The organism is Pseudomonas sp. GW821-FHT02C04, from assembly GCF_059421845.1.
Map to the genome: position 1 here is coordinate 1,162,054 of NZ_JBWKVT010000001.1, position 18,326 is coordinate 1,180,379.

The following is an 18,326-nucleotide window of genomic DNA, read 5'->3' on the forward strand; positions in this document are numbered from 1 at the left end:
CGAACAGCTGACTAAAATTTCAAGCTGTTTCTCGCCGCCACTATTTCATCCGCACTGGCCTTGTAAACCTCGGCCTGCCCGGCATAGGAAAGTACATAGGCTTTGTCTGCCTCTACTGCGGCAACCAATGTTTGTGACAGCACATGACGGCCGTTTTCGGTGACGGTGCAAGTGGTCTCTAGCGCCGCCAGTGAACCGAGCGTGCTCGAATGAACCTTGTTGCAGACACTCTGATAGCCGCCCTGGAAAAAGTCTTTCTGTACCGACTTGCGCATCTCCAGCAACACGCCTTGCAAATTGACCTGATGACCCGTTTCCACACGCGTCATCGTCAACTCCATCACCATGACCTGATTGCCATCGGCATCAGTCTTCACCGCCCGCTGACGGGAAACTTCCGGCGCGGTTTCGGGCAGCGCTTCGACTTGCCAGCCGGCGGGCCAGGTAATGCTCGGCGCCTCAGCGCAGGCCGCAGCCGCGATGAGGGACAAGCCGAAGAAAACGAACAGCGATTTGAACGGTCGGATCATTACCAGAGGCACTCGCGGATTGAGCCGTAAAGTCTGAGGCTCGCCCGCTTGCAGGGCAAGCCCGCGCTTTCGGTTTGGCGATGCCGCAAGGCATGCGTATCATTGCGCCCATTCACTCGCCCCAATTTGTTACGGAGGGCTCATGAGCCTGCAAGAACTGAACACTTTCCCTGGCGTGACCGCCACCCCGGACAGCGCAACCCGCAATTTCGTCTTCAACCACACCATGCTGCGCGTAAAAGACATCACCAAGTCGCTGGACTTCTACACCCGCGTACTGGGCTTCTCGCTGGTGGAAAAACGTGACTTCCCGGAAGCGGAATTCAGCCTGTACTTCCTCGCCCTGGTCGACAAATCGCAGATTCCGGCCGACGCCGCTGCCCGCACCGAGTGGATGAAGTCGATTCCCGGCATCCTCGAGCTGACCCACAACCACGGCACCGAAAACGACGCGGACTTCGCCTATCACAACGGCAACACCGACCCGCGCGGTTTCGGCCACATCTGCATCTCGGTCCCGGACATCGTCGCCGCCTGCGCGCGCTTCGAAGAACTGGGCTGCGACTTCCAGAAGCGCCTGACCGATGGCCGCATGAAAAGCCTGGCGTTCATCAAGGATCCGGATGGCTACTGGGTCGAGATCATTCAGCCGGCGCCGCTGTAAAAGCTGAAACCTCTCTCCCTTGGTAAGAGGACGTTGTAGAAATAAAAAACCCCATCATCGCTGATGGGGTTTTTCTTTTTCAGGCCCGGGATTTACGCCGGCGCTGAAGTGCGGATCAGGTGATCGAAGGCGCTGAGGGAAGCCTTGGCGCCCTCGCCTACCGCAATCACGATCTGCTTGTACGGTACGGTGGTCACGTCACCGGCAGCGAAGATGCCGGGGATCGAGGTTTCACCACGGTTGTCGACGATGATCTCGCCACGCGGCGACAGCTCGATGGTGCCTTTGAGCCAATCGGTGTTAGGCAGCAGACCGATCTGCACGAAGATCCCTTCCAGCTCGACAGTGCGCAGCTCGTCACTGTTGCGATCCTTGTAACGCAGGCCGTTGACCTTCTGCCCGTCGCCGGTGACTTCAGTGGTCAACGCACTGGTGATCACGGTGACGTTCGGCAGGCTGTGCAGCTTGCGTTGCAAGACCGCGTCGGCACGCAGTTGTACGTCGAACTCAAGCAAGGTTACTTGGGACACGATACCGGCCAGGTCGATGGCCGCCTCGACGCCGGAGTTACCGCCGCCAATCACCGCCACACGTTTGCCTTTGAACAGCGGGCCGTCGCAGTGCGGGCAGTACGCAACGCCTTTGTTGCGGTATTCCTGCTCGCCTGGCACGTTCATTTCACGCCACCGCGCACCGGTCGCCAGAATTACGCTCTTGGCTTTGAGGGTCGCACCGCTGGCGAAATGTACTTCATGCAGCTCGCCGTTCTTGCCCGGTATCAGCTTGTCGGCGCGTTGCAGGTTCATGATGTCGACGTCGTACTGCTTGACGTGTTCTTCCAGCGCGGTCGCCAGTTTCGGGCCTTCGGTTTCCTGCACGGAAATGAAGTTCTCGATGGCCATGGTGTCCAGCACCTGACCGCCGAAACGCTCGGCCGCAACGCCGGTACGAATACCTTTACGTGCGGCGTAGATCGCAGCCGAAGCACCGGCCGGGCCACCGCCGACGACCAACACATCAAAAGCCTGCTTGGCGCTGATTTTCTCGGCCTGACGCTCGATGGCGCCGGTGTCGAGTTTGGCGAGGATTTCTTCCAGGCCCATGCGGCCCTGGCCGAAGTTTTCGCCGTTCAGGTAAATGCTCGGCACAGCCATGATCTTGCGATCGTTGACTTCGTCCTGGAACAGCGCGCCGTCGATGGCGACGTGGCGGATGTTCGGGTTCAGCACGGCCATCAGGTTCAGCGCCTGAACGACGTCCGGGCAGTTCTGGCAGGACAGCGAGAAGTAAGTCTCGAAGTTGAACTCGCCCTTGAGCGAGCGGATCTGTTCGATCACCTCGACACTGGCCTTCGAAGGGTGGCCACCGACTTGCAGCAGGGCCAGCACCAGCGAAGTGAATTCATGGCCCATCGGGATGCCGGCGAAACGCAGGCTGATGTCGGCACCCGGGCGGTTGATCGAGAACGACGGCTTGCGTGCATCGTCGCCGCTGTCGATCAAAGTAATCTGGTGCGAAAGACTGGCAACGTCTTTCAGCAGGTCGAGCATTTCACGGGATTTCGCACCGTCGTCGAGTGAAGCAACGATCTCGATCGGCTGGGTGACCCGTTCCAGGTACGATTTCAACTGGGCTTTAAGATTGGCGTCCAACATACGGGCGATCTCCTGACTTTATTTGAGGCGAAAAAAAGCCCGAGCGAATCTCGCCCGGGCTTTTCTATTGGGCGGTGCAGCTTACTTAAGTAGGTGCGGAGTTCCGCCCTGCGTTGCGTGTCACAGACTTAGATCTTGCCGACCAGGTCCAGGGACGGAGCCAGAGTGGCCTCGCCTTCTTTCCACTTGGCTGGGCAAACTTCGCCTGGGTGAGCAGCAACGTACTGAGCAGCCTTGATTTTGCGCAGCAGCTCGGAAGCGTCACGGCCAACGCCGCCATCGTTCAGTTCAACGATTTTGATCTGGCCTTCAGGGTTGATCACGAAGGTGCCACGATCCGCCAGACCAGCTTCTTCGATCAGCACGTCGAAGTTGCGGGAGATGACCTGAGTCGGGTCGCCAATCATGGTGTACTGGATTTTGCCGATGGCTGGCGAAGTGTTGTGCCAGGCAGCGTGGGCGAAGTGGGTGTCGGTCGAAACGCTGTAGATTTCTACGCCCAGTTTCTGGAAGGCAGCGTAGTTGTCGGCCAGGTCTTCCAGCTCGGTTGGGCAAACGAAGGTGAAGTCGGCTGGGTAGAAGAACACTACGGACCATTTGCCTTTCAGGTCAGCGTCCGAGACTTGTACGAAGTCGCCGTTTTTGAACGCGGTAGCTTTGAACGGTTTTACTTGGCTGTTGATGATAGGCATTGATGACTCTCCGTCAGGGTTGTGAATTCGATGGGTGAATCCTACCCACTCACTCGACGGATGGCTCATTGGCAAACCTGATGCTGCTGATTTGTTTTCGCTATTAGCGGACTGTATTAATAGAAGAAAACGATATCTACGGCGACAGCGGCTTATCCGTAATCCGGGCCATCCCGTGAAAAGGGCTCGCTTCAACATAGCGCATGGCGGACTTCATATCCTTCCAGCCCACGTAACTCATCAACGACTTGAGATCCCAACCGCTTTGATGGGCCCAGGTGGCAAAGCCGCGCCGCAACGAGTGGCTGGTGTAGCGCTCGGCGGAGATCCCGGCGCGTTCCAGGGCCTGACGCAGCAGCGGAATCACGCTGTTGGCGTGCAAGCCCTCCTCGCTCAGATTGCCCCAGCGATCGACACCTCGAAACACCGGGCCGCGTACGAGCGCCGCTTCGGTGATCCAGTCGATGTAGGCCTGCACCGGGCACAGCTTCAGCAACGCCGGAGCCTGATAGGTCTGACCGAGGTTTTCCCGGTCGCCCTTGCTGCGCGGCAGGTACAGGGTGATGCCGCTGCCGGCGTGGGCCTGCACGTGCTCGATCTGCACCCGGCACAGTTCGTCACTGCGAAAGCCGCGCCAGAAACCCAGAAGAATCAGCGCTCGATCCCGGCAGGCTCTGAGTAGCAACGGCCGGTCCTGTTGCTCTCGGGCTTCTTTCATTTCCTGTTCAAGCCAGGCCACGGTCTGTTCAAGATCATGCAGTTGCAACGGCTCGGCCTGTTTTTCCTGCGCGGGATGCAGTGCCCTAATGCCCTTGAACACCTTGCGCACCACCGGCGTCTTGGTCGGATCGGCGAACCCCTGACTGTTGTGCCATTGCGCGAGCGCCGACAAACGCAACTTCAGCGTATTGACCGACAGCACGCCCGCGTGAGCCACCAGATACCGCGCGACGCTGTCAGCCGTCGCGGGCAGGAACCCGCCCCATACCGTTTCGAAATGCTCGACGGCCGCACGATAACTGCGGCGGGTGTTGTCACGGGTGGCGGCTTGCAGATAGCGATCGATATCGCTCATGGGCTGATTTCTCGCAGATGTACTGATTTGAAGATTGAAAAGCGGATTCTGGCGCTTCACACGGGGTAATACCAGTATATCCCGCCCGTTCATCTTGAAACATTTAACTTTATTTTCAGCATGGTACACTGCGTACTTTGGTGGCATGTACCACAGTACGTAATCGTAGGAGCACATATGGCCCGTGGCGGCGTTAACAAAGCAGTAGTCCAGATCGCGCGCTCAGCGATCCTCGCCCGTGGCGAACACCCAAGCATCGACGCAGTACGCATCGAGCTGGGCAACACCGGGTCGAAAACCACTATTCATCGATATCTGAAGGAGCTGGATGACGGCAGCGAACCGGCTGATCCGTCGGCAGAACCGATTGATGACGAGCTGCTGGCGCTCGTCTCGCGCCTGGCGCAACGCCTGAAAGAACAGGCGCAGGAGCCAATTGACCAGGCTCGCGAACAGTACGAGCAACAACGCCAGGCATTGGAGGCAGAGCTGAATCAGCTTCGCCAGAACCATGCGCAACTGGAGCAAAAGCACGACATCCAGGGCGCAGCGCTAGCGAAGGAGTCCGAAGCCCTGAGCGACACTCGCTCGATGCTGCAGACCGAACAGACACGCAATGCCGGCCTGAATCAGGCGCTGGCAGATTTCGAATTACGCTTGCAGGACAAGGACGAGCAGATCCGCTCGCTGGAAGAAAAGCACCTGCACGCTCGCGACGCGCTCGAGCACTACCGCAACGCCGTCAAGGAGCAGCGCGAACAGGAACAGAGCCGTCACGAAAGTCAGGTTCAGCAATTGCAGATGGAGTTGCGTCAGGCGCAGCAAAGCGCGCTGGTACGCCAGGATGAGATCACTCAATTGCACCGCGACAACGAACGCTTGCTGACCGAAAACCGCGGCACACTGCGGGAACTGAGCCTGCTGCAGGATCAGCTCAAGCACAGCAATCAACGTCAGGATCAACTGCTGGAACAAGCGACGCGTGTCGACAGCGAACGCACCCTCCTCCAGGAACGCTTGCGCGTGGCCCTGCTGGAAAGCCAGACGCTCAAGCAGAACATCGACGAGCAGTCGCAGCTCAATCAGTCACTGGAAAAGCAACTGACCCAGACTCAGGACAGCTTGCGCCTGGCCACTACCGTTGCGGCAGCGCCAGACGCAAAAGCTTCAAAGGATACTTAAGCGCCAACCGGCGTACGCATGGTGACAAACTCTTCGGCCGCCGTCGGGTGTACCCCGATGGTGTCGTCGAAGTCACGTTTGGTTGCGCCAGCCTTCAGCGCAATCGCCAGGCCCTGCACGATTTCACCGGCATCCGGCCCGACCATGTGGCAGCCAAGCACCTTGTCGGTTTTGCCATCGACCACCAGCTTCATCAGCGTGCGCTCCTGGCACTCGGTCAGGGTCAGCTTCATCGGGCGGAAACGACTTTCGTAGATCACCACGTCGCGCCCCGCCTTCCGCGCCTCTTCTTCGGTCAAACCGACGGTGCCGATATTAGGCAGACTGAACACCGCCGTCGGGATCATCTTGTAATCCACCGGACGGTATTGTTCTGGCTTGAACAGACGTCGCGCCACCGCCATGCCTTCAGCCAGCGCCACTGGCGTCAGTTGAACGCGGCCGATGACATCGCCCAGCGCAAGAATTGACGGCTCGGTGGTCTGATATTGCTCATCGACCTTGATAAAGCCCTTCTCATCCAACTGCACCTCGGTATTTTCCAGCCCGAGATTGTCCAGCATCGGACGCCGACCGGTGGCGTAGAACAGGCAGTCCGCTTCCAGTACACGACCATCCTTGAGGGTCGCCTTCAGGCTGCCATCCGCTTGCTTGTCGATCCGCTCGATGTCGGCATTGAACTGCAGATTCATGCCGCGCTTGGTCAGCTCTTCCTGCAGATGTTTGCGCACTGAACCGTCGAAGCCGCGCAGGAACAGATCGCCGCGATACAGCAACGTGGTCTCCGCACCCAGGCCATGGAAGATTCCGGCAAATTCGACCGCGATGTAACCGCCGCCGACGACCAGAACACGTTTCGGCAGCTCTTTCAGGAAAAACGCCTGATTGGAGCTGATGGCATGCTCATGTCCCGGGATTTCCGGAATCTGCGGCCAGCCGCCCGTGGCGATCAGAATATTTTTCGCGGTGAAACGCTCACCATTGACCTCGACTTCATGCGGACCAACGATCTTCGCGTGCGCTTCGTGCAGGGTCACGCCACTGTTGACCAGCAGATTGCGATAAATGCCGTTCAGGCGATTGATCTCGCGATCCTTGTTGGCGATCAGGGTCGCCCAATCGAAATTCGCCTCGCCCAGGCTCCAGCCGAAACCGGACGACTGTTCAAAGTCTTCGGCGAAATGCGCGCCGTACACCAGCAGTTTTTTCGGCACACAGCCGACATTGACGCAGGTGCCGCCCAGATAACGGCTCTCCGCAACCGCCACTTTCGCACCGAAACCGGCAGCAAAACGCGCAGCCCGCACACCGCCGGAACCGGCACCAATCACATAAAGGTCAAAATCGTAGGCCATTTCTTTCTCCTCGGCAGGCGATCAGCATACCCGGCGTCGTCTGTTGGGCAAGCACTCCTGCCGATATAGGGGCGGAAAATGAAAAAGCCACCCGAAGGTGGCTTTTTCGTACAGACAGGTCAGGCGCTATCAGTAGGCCTTGCCAGTCTTGTAGAAGTTTTCGAAGCAGAAGTTGGTTGCCTCGATGTAACCCTCGGCACCACCGCAGTCGAAACGCTTGCCCTTGAACTTGTAGGCCATCACGCAGCCGTTCTGGGCTTGTTTCATCAAGGCGTCGGTGATCTGGATTTCACCACCCTTGCCTGGCTCGGTCTGTTCGATCAGGTCGAAGATGTCCGGAGTCAGGATGTAACGACCGATGATCGCCAGGTTGGACGGCGCGTCTTCCGGCTTTGGCTTCTCGACCATGCTGTGTACGCGGTAGATGTCGTCGCGGATCATCTCGCCGGCAATGACGCCGTACTTGCTGGTTTCTGCCGGATCGACTTCCTGGATAGCAATGATCGAGCAACGGAACTGCTTGTACAGCTTGACCATCTGGGTCAGTACGCCGTCGCCTTCGAGGTTGACGCACAGGTCGTCCGCCAGCACCACGGCAAACGGTTCATCACCGATCAGCGGACGACCGGTCAGGATCGCATGACCCAGGCCTTTCATTTCAGTCTGACGGGTGTAGGAGAACGAGCATTCGTCCAACAGCTTGCGGATACCGACCAGGTATTTCTCTTTGTCGGTGCCTTTGATCTGGTTTTCCAGCTCATAGCTGATGTCGAAGTGGTCTTCCAGAGCACGCTTGCCACGGCCGGTCACGATGGAGATCTCAGTCAGACCAGCATCCAGAGCTTCTTCGACGCCGTACTGGATCAGTGGCTTGTTTACCACCGGCAGCATTTCTTTGGGCATGGCTTTAGTCGCTGGAAGGAAGCGAGTACCGTAACCGGCTGCTGGGAACAAGCATTTCTTGATCATATAAGTCCTTGAAAGGGCTGTGTGTACGAGTTTCGGCGCAGTCTAATCAGGCGGCGTGCACCTTACAATGCCCCGCACTGGCTAACCGATGTCAACATAGAGAAATATTCTGGCGGATAGTTCAATCCGCACGCAGAAGCTGCGCATTCAGCGTAGCCCAAAGATTCAGGAACACCGCATCGACCCGCGCCCGTTCGCCCGTTTCCCGTTATCATGACGCCTTTGAACCAGCCAACGAGGCCGCTAGATGTCCGCAGCAAAAATCATCAACGGGTACACCATCGCCAAGGCGAAAGATGGCCAGTGGCATATCACCGCCGCCAACGGCGAAGATGTGTCCGGTCCATTGCCCACTGAAGCGATGGCGATTGAGGTAGCCGCGGTGCTTGATTACACGCCTCCTGCACCGAAACGTCGCGGCAAGGATCAGGACTGATCAGCTGTAACGCATCCAGAGCCCTGCCATAGCGCGGGGCTTTTTTTGAACATGAAGATGTGGCCAATCGCTATAACCTTTTCATGCCGGCGCTGTCATAGCGTCTAGCCCTCTCCTTCCGAAGACGACATCGCCATGAACACCCGTACGCTGCACAGCATGCTGCCCCTGTTAGCACTTCTGACCCTGGCCGGCTGCGCCAGCTCTCAACCCACTTACCTGGACAATGGCGAGCAAGGGTTGAGTATCGATTGCTCCGGCGAGGCCAATTCCTGGGCAACCTGTTATGAAAAGGCTGACGCCTCCTGCGCCGGCACCGGCTATCGCATCGTCGGAACCGATGGCACACCGGCGCCCAAGGAAAGCGACAAAACGCTGGGTATCGATGTCGGCAACTACAAGAACCGTAGTGTCGTGGTGGTCTGCAAGTAGGTTTTACATGTGAATTTCGGCGAACTTGATCCCCAGCCCGCGGACGACCTCAATCAGGTCATCCAGACGGCCAAACGATTCGACTTCGTCGTTTTCATCCACCAGAAAATAACTGCGCCCGGCGCTCTTCTTGAAAAACACGATCCATTCACCCGAATTCGCCGGGTTCTGAATCACATGGGTGGCCGCGATCAGCCCCTCTTTATGGCGCTCGCGCACCTGTTCTCGCTTCATGCACATCTCCAGAAATGACAATGCCGCCCAGGCGTGACCTGGACGGCATCAATACCGATGACTGACAGTTTATCAGCCGGAAATGCACACCGTGGCGGCATTGCGCACATCCCTTGGGCGTATCGGCACGTTGGACATGCGCTCGTGCAACTTGATGCTGCTGCCGCCGGAGCGGTCCTCAATGTCAAACACCGCTGCCGGGCCGGACGACAACTTCCCGGGCACGATCACCCGAACCCCGTCCTTGTGCGGCTCCATTTGCAGGGCCCCGCGGCTTTGCGCCAGCTTGTCGGCCAGACACTGTGCGTACTCGTGGGGTTTCTTGCCGGAAATGACGCTCATGGTCGGCAGTGTTTCATTGATTTCCGAAACACTTGCGCAACCACCCATCGCCAATGCCAACGGCACAAAGACCACACCCCACTTCATACAGAATCTCCTATAAAGACCCTCGGACAGCGTGAATGCCGTTTTTCTCCGAGGCTCATTGCATTTAACGCACATGAAATCGCGAATAACTGTTTTTAATTGTCAAAGCGGCGCCCGACGGCCGGATAATAACCTGTCCGGGCTGATAAACTGCGCCAATCGACCCTGCTATCGTTTTGATTTTGTAGAAAAAGCCCTTCTGGAGGCGCCCATGAAATTTATTCACCAGCGCGAGCACCTCAACGAAGACGACATCGTCGTCATCCAGTGCTCACAAACCTGCAACATCCGTCTGATGAACGACGCCAACTTTCGCAGCTTCAAGAACGGCGGCCGTCACACCTATCACGGCGGCGCGTTCGACACCTTTCCGGCCCGCATCACTGCGCCGAGCACCGGGTTCTGGAATATTACTATCGACACCGTCAACCGTCGTGCAATCAGCGTGACCCGCAAGCCGACCCTGACGCACTCGATCAAGATCATTCGCCGTTCCAGCTCGAAACTCAGCTGATCGGCTCCTTCAACGCAATCAGGTAAGCATGACCGTGGCCCAAACGACCAAATACGTCATCAAGTACAAACTGAACGGCGAGCGCCGCTTCGAATTCGCTCAGCTGGAAAACGGTACGCCGGAAGAAGCAAAGGCTGCGCTGGATGCCCTGCACGGCCAAAGCGAAGACGTGATCAGCGACATCAGCGTCAGCAAGGCGTTGTAAGACGCGGGTGACAATTCGACCGCAAGCGCCGGAGTGTTCCGGCCTGGCGGGCTGCCTAGACTGATCACCTGGACGCAAGCCAAGGAATCAGTATGCCGATGTCACCCGAATCGCCCCTCGATGCGCTCGACTGGGCCGCACTGGAACAACAACTGGATCAGGACGGTTGCGCCATCATCCGCTCGCTGCTGCGCCCGGAAACCTGTGATCGCCTGAGTGCGCTGTACCCGCAAAGCGAACCGTTCCGCTCACAGGTGATCATGGCCCGCCACGGTTTCGGTCGCGGCGAATACAAGTATCTGCGCTACCCGTTGCCTCCATTGGTGGAGCGCCTGCGCAATGCGCTTTATCCGCGCCTTGTTCCCCTGGCCAATCACTGGCATGAACGGATGGGCTTGCCGCAACGCTTTCCACCCCTGCACAGAGAGTTTCTTGCGCGCTGTCATGCCGCCGGTCAACTGCGGCCTACCCCGCTCTTGCTGCAATACGGCCCACAGGACTACAACTGTTTGCATCAGGACTTGTACGGCGAACACGTCTTTCCGCTGCAAGTCGCGATTCTTTTGTCAGAACCTGGCGAGGATTTCAGCGGCGGTGAATTCGTCCTGACCGAACAACGCCCGAGAATGCAATCTCGCCCACTGGTGATGGACCTGAAAAAAGGCGACGCGCTGATCTTTGCCGTCAACCAACGCCCGGTCAAAGGCGTGCGCGGCGACTATCGGGTCACCATGCGCCACGGCGTCAGCCGCCTGCACAGCGGAAAACGGCATACTCTGGGCATCATTTTTCACGACGCTACCTGACCATCATGCACACCCACTTCGATTTGTTCGCCGACACCGAATCCGAGCAGCCCCGACGCGCTGAGCAGATCGGCGAACAATCCTGGGTACTGCGTGGCTTCGCCCTTCCCCATATCGAACATTTATTGCCGGCTCTGAAATCGGTCATCGAACGCGCCCCGTTGCGACACATGATGACGCCCGGCGGTTTCAGCATGTCAGTAGCCACCAGCAGTTGCGGAGCGCTTGGCTGGATTACCGACCGCAGCGGTTACCGTTACTCGGCCGATGACCCGCTCAGCCACCAGCCTTGGCCGGAGATGCCCGAAGTCTTTCGCGACCTGGCGCAGACAGCGGCGAAGCAAGTCGGATTTTCCGATTTCATACCGGACTCCTGCCTGATCAACCGTTATGTCCCTGGCGCGAAAATGTCTTTGCATCAGGACAAGGACGAACATTCCTACACCGCACCGATCGTTTCTCTGTCATTGGGTTTGCCCGCCATGTTCCTGTTCGGTGGTTTCGCCCGTAGTGACAGGAGCCAGCGCATTCCGCTGTTGCACGGCGACATGGTGATCTGGGGTGGCGCTGATCGGCTGCGCTACCACGGCGTCCTGCCGATCAAGTACGGCCGGCATCCGCAGTTGGGCGAACAGCGTTTCAACCTGACGTTCCGCACCGCCGGATAACCGCGCAAAGTTTGACCGCAAGGGCCGGAGTGTTACGGTTGGCGGCACTGGTTAACCTGAAATTCAACAGGTCAACGGACTCTCCATCATGAAAACGCTTTCGATCCCGCTGAACATTGAAGACGATCCACGCTGGTCCGCCGTCGTCGCCCGGGACCCACGGGCGGACGGTCAATTTGTCTACGCAGTGAAAACCACTGGCATCTATTGCCGCCCAAGCAGCCTGGCGCGCTTGCCGAAACCGCAGAATGTCGAGTTCTTCGACACCGCCGAAGAGGCTGAAGCAGCGGGTTATCGCCCCAGCAAGCGGGCGAGCAAGGATCAGAGCGACGTGGCCGCGCAACATGCAGCTACCGTAGCCGCTGCGTGCCGACAGATCGAAACCGCCGAAACCCTGCCAGCGCTCAACGAACTGGCGGATGCCGCCGGCCTGAGCTCATTCCATTTCCATCGGGTATTCAAAGCCGCCACCGGCCTGACGCCCAAAGGTTACGCCGCCGCACACCGCTCCCGCAGAGTGCGGCAACGATTGGCGGATGGCGACTCGGTGACCGACGCGTTGTACGACGCTGGTTTCAACTCCAACAGCCGTTTCTATGAAGCCGCTGACCAGTTGCTGGGCATGAAACCCGGCGACTTCCGGGCCGCCGGGCAAAACAACAACATTCGTTTTGCGGTCGGTCAATGTTCGCTTGGCGCCATTCTGGTGGCCCAGAGTGACCGGGGGATTTGCGCGATTCTGTTGGGGGACGATCCCCATCAATTGGTCTGTGATCTGCAGGATCAGTTTCGTCGGGCCAACCTGATTGGCGCCGATGCCGGGTTCGAGCAACTGATCGCCCATGTCGTCGGGTTCATTGAAACGCCGGCCATCGGTCTCGATCTGCCACTGGATGTACGGGGCACCGCGTTTCAGGAGCGGGTCTGGCAGGCGCTGCGCGAAATACCGGTTGGCAGCACCGCCAGTTATGCCGATATCGCCCAGCGTATCGGCTCGCCCAAAGCGGTTCGGGCCGTGGCTCAGGCCTGCGGCGCCAACAGCCTTGCGGTGGCGATCCCTTGCCATCGCGTGGTCCGCAGCGACGGCAACCTCTCGGGCTATCGCTGGGGCGTGGAGCGCAAGCGTGAGTTGTTGTCCCGGGAAACGCAGCCTTAACGGATGCCGATGTAAATCGACACTGACTCGGGGCCGAGATAGGCCTCGAAGTCGGTGGCGTAACGTCGCTGAATCTGCGGATTGGCTTCGAAGTGTTTCCAGATCCGCCCCCAAGTGGCAATGACCGCATCGGGCAATGCGCCATGTCCCTGGAACACCAGATACTCGCCGCTTTCGATCCTAATGGTTTCGAAATCAGTCAGCGGATTGGCAACCGCAACACCCGCCGTCACATCGAATGCACCCGAGGCATCCGACTCATAGGCCGAGTACACCCCGTAAATCGGCGACTCGGTCAGTTTGCCGGGAATGGCCTCCGCCAGGTTCTTGCCGAAGAATTGCCCCCACATCGGGCCGATTTTCGCGGTCTCGGCCTTGTGTTCTGCGGCGTTGGTGGTGCGAACGCGCAAGCCTGAAACCGTGAACGACTCAACGTGCTGTTGTTGTAAATCCATCGAAGTGCCACTCCCTTTTTTTGAAGTGCGGCCCGGCAGGTCCGCGATGGCGCTTAATGTGTCAGCGATTGACGTCCACGACAACCCGTCCGCGCAGCTGCCCGGCGAGCAGCTTCGGGGCCGCTTCGATGGCTTCGCTGAGGCCAATTTCGTGGCTGATCAGGGGCAGCAATGCAAAATCCAGATCCTTGGCCAGACGTTCCCAGGCCTCGATTCGACGGGCCTTGGGCTGGGTTACGCTGTTGATTCCGGCCAGCGTAACGCCCCGCAAGATGAACGGTGCCACCGATGCCGGGAAATCCATGCCCTGAGCCAGACCGCATGCCGCGACAGTCCCTTCGGCGCGGGTGCTGGCGCAGGCGTTGGCCAATGTGTGGCTACCGACCGAATCGATGACCGCTGCCCAACGTTCCTTCGCCAGTGGTTTGCCGGGTTCGGACAAGATCGCCCGATCGATGATTTCGCTGGCGCCCAATTGTTGCAGATACTCATGCTCCGACACCCGGCCGGTAGAGGCCACCACGCGATAGCCGAGCTTGTGCAATAAGGCGATTGCAAAGCTGCCGACCCCACCATTGGCACCCGTGACCAATACTTCACCGTGCTCCGGCGTCACGCCATTACGTTCCAGCGCCATGATGCACAGCATCGCCGTGTAGCCCGCCGTGCCAATGGCCATGGCTTGCGCCGCGGAAAACGCCTTGGGCAGCGGAATCAGCCAGTCGCCGTTGAGCCGCGCCTTCTGGGCCAGGCCGCCCCAGTGGTTTTCACCGACGCCCCAACCATTGAGCAGCACCTGATCGCCAGTCTTATAGTCGGGATGCGAACTGACTTCGACCGTACCCGCCAGATCGATCCCCGGCACCATCGGAAACCTGCGCACCACCGGGCTGCTGCCGGTAATCGCCAGCCCGTCCTTGAAGTTCAGCGTGCTGTACGCGACGCGCACCGTCACATCGCCTTCGGGCAACTGCTGCTCGTCGATTTTCTGCAGGCTGGCGCGATAACCGCTGTCGTCTTTGTCGATCAGAATGCCGTTGAACATGATTGCCTCTCAGGGAATGAATTCAGGGTCTCGTGGCATTCAAATAGCACATCGCAACATTTTGCCCCACTCGACCTTCCGCCAATCACTTAAACCGCCGGATGATTCCGGATCGGCCGGCTATGCTCTTTCGACGGCTTCCACTTATCCCCGAGAAGCCCTTGTCGATGGAGCTGACAATGTCCCGCGCTCGCCCTTTTCTTGCCTGGCTGATGCTCTGTCTGTTGGCATTCAATACCGCGTGGGCGGCGCCTGCGGCCAAGACCACGGACGCCGCTGCCGTTGAGCCGACATGGCCGCAAGTCATCACTAGCGGCAAGTCAAAACTCACCGTGTATCAGCCGCAGCTCGACAGCTGGGACGGCTACACCTTGCAGGCCCGCGCCGCCGTAGAGGCCACCGGCGCTGACGGCAAGGCGACTTATGGCATCGTCCAGTTCAGCGCTCACACGCTGGTCGACAAGGCCACCCGCTGGGTCGCGCTCGACCAGTACAAAATCATCAAGGCTGATTTCCCTGCCGACGCCAGCCAGGCCGACACCTGGATTACGACACTGCAAAACGATGCGGCCAAGCGCAAGAAAACCATTTCACTCGATCAATTGGAGGCTGCCGTCGGTGTACTGGCCGCCGAACAGAAAGCCGACACCGCGCCCCTGGAAAACACGCCACCGACCATCCTCAGTTCGGACGTGCCAGCCATGCTTGTCTATATCGACGGTGAGGCTGCGTATCGCGAGGTCGACGGCACCGGGTTGCAACGGGTGATCAACACCCGTCCTCTGCTGCTCAAGGACGCCCAGGGCAAACACTATCTGCACGTGTTCGATGGCTGGATGGTTGCCGAGCAATTGACGGGGCCCTACGCCCTGCTCTCATCGCCTCCGCCGGATCTGGAGAAAGCCAAGAAAGCGGCGATCGAGAGCCGGCAGGTGGATCTTCTCACCGGGCAAAGCGATCCGAAGGACAAAGTGCCGAGCCTGGCCAAGCCGCCGCAGCCGAAGATATTCGTCGCCACGACCCCGACCGAACTGATCGTCACCGACGGTGCGCCACAGTGGCTGCCGATCCAGGGCACGCAACTGCTGTACGTCAGTAATACCACCGGGCACATCTTCAAGGAAATCGGCGATCAGAACAGTTATGTGCTGATCTCCGGCCGCTGGTTCCGCGCCGGTGACATGAACGGCCCGTGGACATTTACCCCGGCGGACAAACTGCCGGCCGACTTCGCCAACATCCCCGACGACAGCCCGAAGGAAAACGTCAAAGCCTCGGTCGCCGGAACGCCCCAGGCCAAGGAAGCGGCCATTGCCGCCACCATCCCGCAGACGTCGGCAATCAAGAAAAACGCGGTAAAAATGACTGCACCGCAGTTTGACGGCGAGCCTCAACTCAAAGCCATCAGCGGGACCCCGCTTCAATATGTGATCAATAGCGCCACGCCGATCATCCGGGTCGACAACAACAGTTGGTACGCCGTGGAGAACGGCATCTGGTTCGTCGCCACGGCAGTAACCGGGCCATGGACCGTCGCCAGCTCAGTGCCAGCGGTGATTTATTCGATACCGCCGAACTCGCCGATGCACTACCTCACTTACGTCAAAGTCTATGAGTCCAGTGGTGACACGGTCGTCGTCGGCTATACCCCGGGCTACCAGGGATCGACGCTGGATCCGGCGACCGGCGTTGTGGTTTACGGCACCGGCTATCCGTACACGCCATGGGTCGGTAGCGCCTGGTACGGGCCGCCGGTGACTTACGGCTTTGGGGTCGCGATTCGCTACACGCCGTGGACTGGCTGGACCTTCGGCTTCGGGTTCGGCTGGAGCTGGGGCGGCAGCACTGCCGCCATGGGCTGGGGCTGGGGCGCCTATCCATGGTGGGGCAATTACGGATGGGGTTACGCGTGGGGGCCACACCTGTATCCGGCACCATTGGCCTGGGGCGGCGCTGCCTATGGTTATCACGGCGGCGCCGTGGCCTGGGGCCCTGGCGGCTGGGCCGGCACCACCGGCAACATCTACCGGCAATGGGGCGACCGGGCGACCGTCAGCCGCTATGGCGCAGGCTACAACGCCTGGACTGGCAACCGCTGGGCTGGCCAGGTCGGTTCCTCCTACAACTCACGGACCGGGATTGCGACCGCAGGCCAGCGTGGAGCGGTACACAATGTCTACACCGGTAACTATGCAGCTGGCCGCAGCGGTGAAGTGGTTGGGCCCAACGGTGGCGCAATCGCAGGGGGCCGGGTAACCGCAGGCAACGCTCGCAATGGCACTCAGGTAACGGCCAATCGTGGCGCCGTTTACAACCCGAACACCGGCAACACCACGCAATACGGCGGGATTCACGGACGCAACAGCGGCGCCGCGCGGGTTGGCGACAACGTGTATGCCGGCCATGACGGCAACGTCTACAAAAAGACCGATGACGGCTGGCAGTCGATGGTCAAGGGTGGCGCGACCCGCACATCGGCCAACAACAATGCTCAGTTGCAGAACCTCAACCGCGACTCCGCGGCGCGTAACGTGGGCAATCAGCGTCTGAACAACTTCCACAATTCTTCGCAGTTCATGAACCATTCATTCGGCGGAGGAGGCGGTGGTGGATTTCATCGACGCTGACCTGAATCCCGCGAGGCTACAAATCTCGGCTGGCCCTGCACCCGGTTTTGCTGGTAAAAAAACCGGCTTCAGCTTCTCTGCCCTGCTTTGTCCTTCGGAGTCTTTTCCATGAACCAATGGCCAGATACCCGCATTCTTGACCTGCTCGGCATCGAATTGCCGATCATCCAGGGCCCGATGGCCGGTGCCACCAACTCGTCGATGGTCATCGCCGTGTGCAACGCGGGCGGTTTGGGATCAATGCCGGCAGCGATGTTGAGCATCGAGCAATTGCGCGAAGAACTGAAAGCCATCCGCCAGGGCACCGATAAACCGTTCAACGTCAACTTCTTCTGCCACCAGCCACCGGCCGCCGATGAACAGCGGGCACGGGACTGGAAGAATCTGCTGGAGCCCTACTACCGCGAACTGGGCGCTGATTTCGACGCCCCGACGCCGGTATCCAACCGTGCACCGTTTGATGCAGCAGCTTGCGAAGTGCTGGAAGAGTTTCGCCCTGAGGTGGTGAGTTTCCACTTTGGCCTGCCGGAAAAATCCCTGCTGGACCGGGTCAAGGCCACTGGTGCGAAGATTCTGTCTTCGGCAACCAACGTCGATGAAGCCATCTGGCTCGAACAGAACGGTTGCGACGCAATCATCGCCATGGGCTACGAAGCCGGAGGGCATCGGGGCATGTTCCTCAGCAATGACCTGAGCAGTCAGGTCGGAACCTTTGCCCTCGTTCCGCAAATCGTCGACGCGGTCAAAGTGCCGGTGATTGCTGCCGGTGCGATCGCCGATGCGCGAGGCGTTGCAGCGGCGTTCATGCTCGGTGCATCTGCTGCTCAGGTCGGCACGGCTTATCTGTTTACACCAGAGGCCAAAGTCAGCGCCTCTCATCACAATGCGCTGCGCACGGCGAAAGACAGTGAGACCGCTATCACCAACCTGTTTACCGGGCGTCCGGCACGGGGGATTCTGAATCGAGTGATGCGTGAAGTGGGACCGATGTCGGACAAAGCGCCGGCGTTTCCCTTGGCCGGCGGTGCCCTGATGCCATTGCGCGCCAAGGATGAGGCCGACTTCAGCAACCTTTGGGCCGGTCAGGCGTTTACGCTGGGCAAGGAGTTGAGCAGTGCTGAACTGACTCGGCAACTGGCCGAAGGAGCGCTCGCAAAACTGGCTCGGTAAAAGCACGGCAGACTGAGGGATTTCATG

Annotated in this window: 21 protein-coding genes; 11 read left to right on the forward strand and 10 right to left on the reverse strand. The window is 59.2% G+C overall.

Going from position 1 to position 18,326, the window contains the following annotated elements; translation table 11 throughout:
- Window positions 1-11: 11 nt before the first annotated feature.
- On the reverse strand, window positions 12-530 hold the full coding sequence (locus AC07VV_RS05265; RefSeq protein WP_096821524.1) for a DUF4946 domain-containing protein: 519 nt from the start codon (window positions 528-530) through the stop codon (window positions 12-14).
- Window positions 531-672: 142 nt separating this feature from the next.
- Here AC07VV_RS05265 and gloA point away from each other — a divergent pair, with 142 nt between their 5' ends.
- Window positions 673-1,194 carry a lactoylglutathione lyase gene (gene gloA, locus AC07VV_RS05270; protein WP_065260490.1) on the forward strand — a complete coding sequence of 174 codons (522 nt, stop codon included), beginning with the start codon at window positions 673-675 and terminating at the stop codon, window positions 1,192-1,194.
- A gap of 92 nt (window positions 1,195-1,286) precedes the next feature.
- Here the strand turns inward: gloA and ahpF are convergent, their stop codons facing one another.
- The 3 genes from ahpF to AC07VV_RS05285 all read right to left on the reverse strand — a co-directional run bounded on the left by ahpF (window position 1,287) and on the right by AC07VV_RS05285 (window position 4,616).
- Complete coding sequence (gene ahpF, locus AC07VV_RS05275) at window positions 1,287-2,849, reverse strand: alkyl hydroperoxide reductase subunit F (RefSeq protein ID WP_495035554.1); 1,563 nt, start codon at window positions 2,847-2,849, stop codon at window positions 1,287-1,289.
- 128 nt (window positions 2,850-2,977) lie between these two features.
- A complete protein-coding gene (gene ahpC, locus AC07VV_RS05280) occupies window positions 2,978-3,541 on the reverse strand; it encodes an alkyl hydroperoxide reductase subunit C (RefSeq protein WP_007958941.1) in 564 nt (187 codons plus the stop codon).
- Between the two features lie 136 nt (window positions 3,542-3,677).
- Entirely contained in the window at window positions 3,678-4,616 is a 939-nt protein-coding gene (locus AC07VV_RS05285; protein ID WP_495035555.1) for a site-specific integrase, read from the reverse strand.
- A 177-nt stretch (window positions 4,617-4,793) separates the two neighbouring features.
- Here AC07VV_RS05285 and AC07VV_RS05290 point away from each other — a divergent pair, with 177 nt between their 5' ends.
- Window positions 4,794-5,798 (forward strand): DNA-binding protein, encoded by a 1,005-nt coding sequence (locus AC07VV_RS05290; RefSeq protein WP_495035556.1) that lies wholly within the window; start codon window positions 4,794-4,796, stop codon window positions 5,796-5,798.
- Here the strand turns inward: AC07VV_RS05290 and gorA are convergent.
- Together gorA and galU are read right to left on the reverse strand one after the other, a co-directional pair.
- Entirely contained in the window at window positions 5,795-7,153 is a 1,359-nt protein-coding gene (gorA, locus tag AC07VV_RS05295) for a glutathione-disulfide reductase (RefSeq protein ID WP_495035557.1), read from the reverse strand. The two genes, AC07VV_RS05290 and gorA, sit on opposite strands and share 4 nt — an antisense overlap.
- A 129-nt stretch (window positions 7,154-7,282) precedes the next feature.
- Entirely contained in the window at window positions 7,283-8,122 is an 840-nt protein-coding gene (gene galU, locus AC07VV_RS05300; RefSeq protein WP_085710029.1) for a UTP--glucose-1-phosphate uridylyltransferase GalU, read from the reverse strand.
- Between the two features lie 247 nt (window positions 8,123-8,369).
- Here galU and AC07VV_RS05305 point away from each other — a divergent pair, with 247 nt between their 5' ends.
- Window positions 8,370-8,558 (forward strand): hypothetical protein, encoded by a 189-nt coding sequence (locus tag AC07VV_RS05305; protein ID WP_249485983.1) that lies wholly within the window; start codon window positions 8,370-8,372, stop codon window positions 8,556-8,558.
- A gap of 135 nt (window positions 8,559-8,693) precedes the next feature.
- Entirely contained in the window at window positions 8,694-8,990 is a 297-nt protein-coding gene (locus AC07VV_RS05310) for a hypothetical protein (RefSeq protein WP_495035558.1), read from the forward strand.
- Window positions 8,991-8,993: 3 nt separating this feature from the next.
- Here the strand turns inward: AC07VV_RS05310 and AC07VV_RS05315 are convergent, their stop codons facing one another.
- Window positions 8,994-9,224, reverse strand: a complete 231-nt coding sequence (locus tag AC07VV_RS05315; RefSeq protein WP_096821535.1) for a hypothetical protein — start codon at window positions 9,222-9,224, stop codon at window positions 8,994-8,996.
- A gap of 72 nt (window positions 9,225-9,296) precedes the next feature.
- Window positions 9,297-9,653 (reverse strand): hypothetical protein, encoded by a 357-nt coding sequence (locus AC07VV_RS05320; RefSeq protein WP_096821537.1) that lies wholly within the window; start codon window positions 9,651-9,653, stop codon window positions 9,297-9,299.
- Window positions 9,654-9,864: 211 nt separating this feature from the next.
- On the opposite strand from AC07VV_RS05320, the gene AC07VV_RS05325 reads away from it, so the two are divergent.
- The 5 genes from AC07VV_RS05325 (at window position 9,865) to ada (ending at window position 13,002) form a co-directional block, all read left to right on the forward strand.
- Window positions 9,865-10,167 carry a DUF1883 domain-containing protein gene (locus AC07VV_RS05325; RefSeq protein ID WP_007958929.1) on the forward strand — a complete coding sequence of 101 codons (303 nt, stop codon included), beginning with the start codon at window positions 9,865-9,867 and terminating at the stop codon, window positions 10,165-10,167.
- 28 nt (window positions 10,168-10,195) lie between these two features.
- Window positions 10,196-10,372 carry a hypothetical protein gene (locus AC07VV_RS05330; RefSeq protein WP_169430549.1) on the forward strand — a complete coding sequence of 59 codons (177 nt, stop codon included), beginning with the start codon at window positions 10,196-10,198 and terminating at the stop codon, window positions 10,370-10,372.
- 92 nt (window positions 10,373-10,464) lie between these two features.
- On the forward strand, window positions 10,465-11,178 hold the full coding sequence (locus AC07VV_RS05335; RefSeq protein ID WP_495035559.1) for a 2OG-Fe(II) oxygenase: 714 nt from the start codon (window positions 10,465-10,467) through the stop codon (window positions 11,176-11,178).
- 5 nt (window positions 11,179-11,183) lie between these two features.
- Window positions 11,184-11,846, forward strand: a complete 663-nt coding sequence (alkB, locus tag AC07VV_RS05340; RefSeq protein ID WP_495035560.1) for a DNA oxidative demethylase AlkB — start codon at window positions 11,184-11,186, stop codon at window positions 11,844-11,846.
- An 88-nt stretch (window positions 11,847-11,934) separates the two neighbouring features.
- Window positions 11,935-13,002, forward strand: a complete 1,068-nt coding sequence (ada, locus tag AC07VV_RS05345; protein WP_495035561.1) for a bifunctional DNA-binding transcriptional regulator/O6-methylguanine-DNA methyltransferase Ada — start codon at window positions 11,935-11,937, stop codon at window positions 13,000-13,002.
- Here the strand turns inward: ada and AC07VV_RS05350 are convergent.
- Both AC07VV_RS05350 and acuI read right to left on the reverse strand, forming a co-directional pair.
- Window positions 12,999-13,457 (reverse strand): GyrI-like domain-containing protein, encoded by a 459-nt coding sequence (locus AC07VV_RS05350; protein ID WP_495035562.1) that lies wholly within the window; start codon window positions 13,455-13,457, stop codon window positions 12,999-13,001. The genes ada and AC07VV_RS05350 overlap by 4 nt on opposite strands.
- Before the next feature lie 61 nt (window positions 13,458-13,518).
- Window positions 13,519-14,502: an acrylyl-CoA reductase (NADPH) gene (gene acuI, locus AC07VV_RS05355; protein WP_495035563.1), complete on the reverse strand. Its 984-nt coding sequence runs from the start codon at window positions 14,500-14,502 to the stop codon at window positions 13,519-13,521.
- A 179-nt stretch (window positions 14,503-14,681) separates the two neighbouring features.
- Here acuI and AC07VV_RS05360 point away from each other — a divergent pair, with 179 nt between their 5' ends.
- Together AC07VV_RS05360 and AC07VV_RS05365 are read left to right on the forward strand one after the other, a co-directional pair.
- Window positions 14,682-17,129 carry an autotransporter gene (locus tag AC07VV_RS05360; RefSeq protein ID WP_495035564.1) on the forward strand — a complete coding sequence of 816 codons (2,448 nt, stop codon included), beginning with the start codon at window positions 14,682-14,684 and terminating at the stop codon, window positions 17,127-17,129.
- Between the two features lie 108 nt (window positions 17,130-17,237).
- Window positions 17,238-18,299 (forward strand): NAD(P)H-dependent flavin oxidoreductase, encoded by a 1,062-nt coding sequence (locus tag AC07VV_RS05365; protein WP_495035565.1) that lies wholly within the window; start codon window positions 17,238-17,240, stop codon window positions 18,297-18,299.
- The last annotated feature ends 27 nt before the right edge of the window (window positions 18,300-18,326 follow it).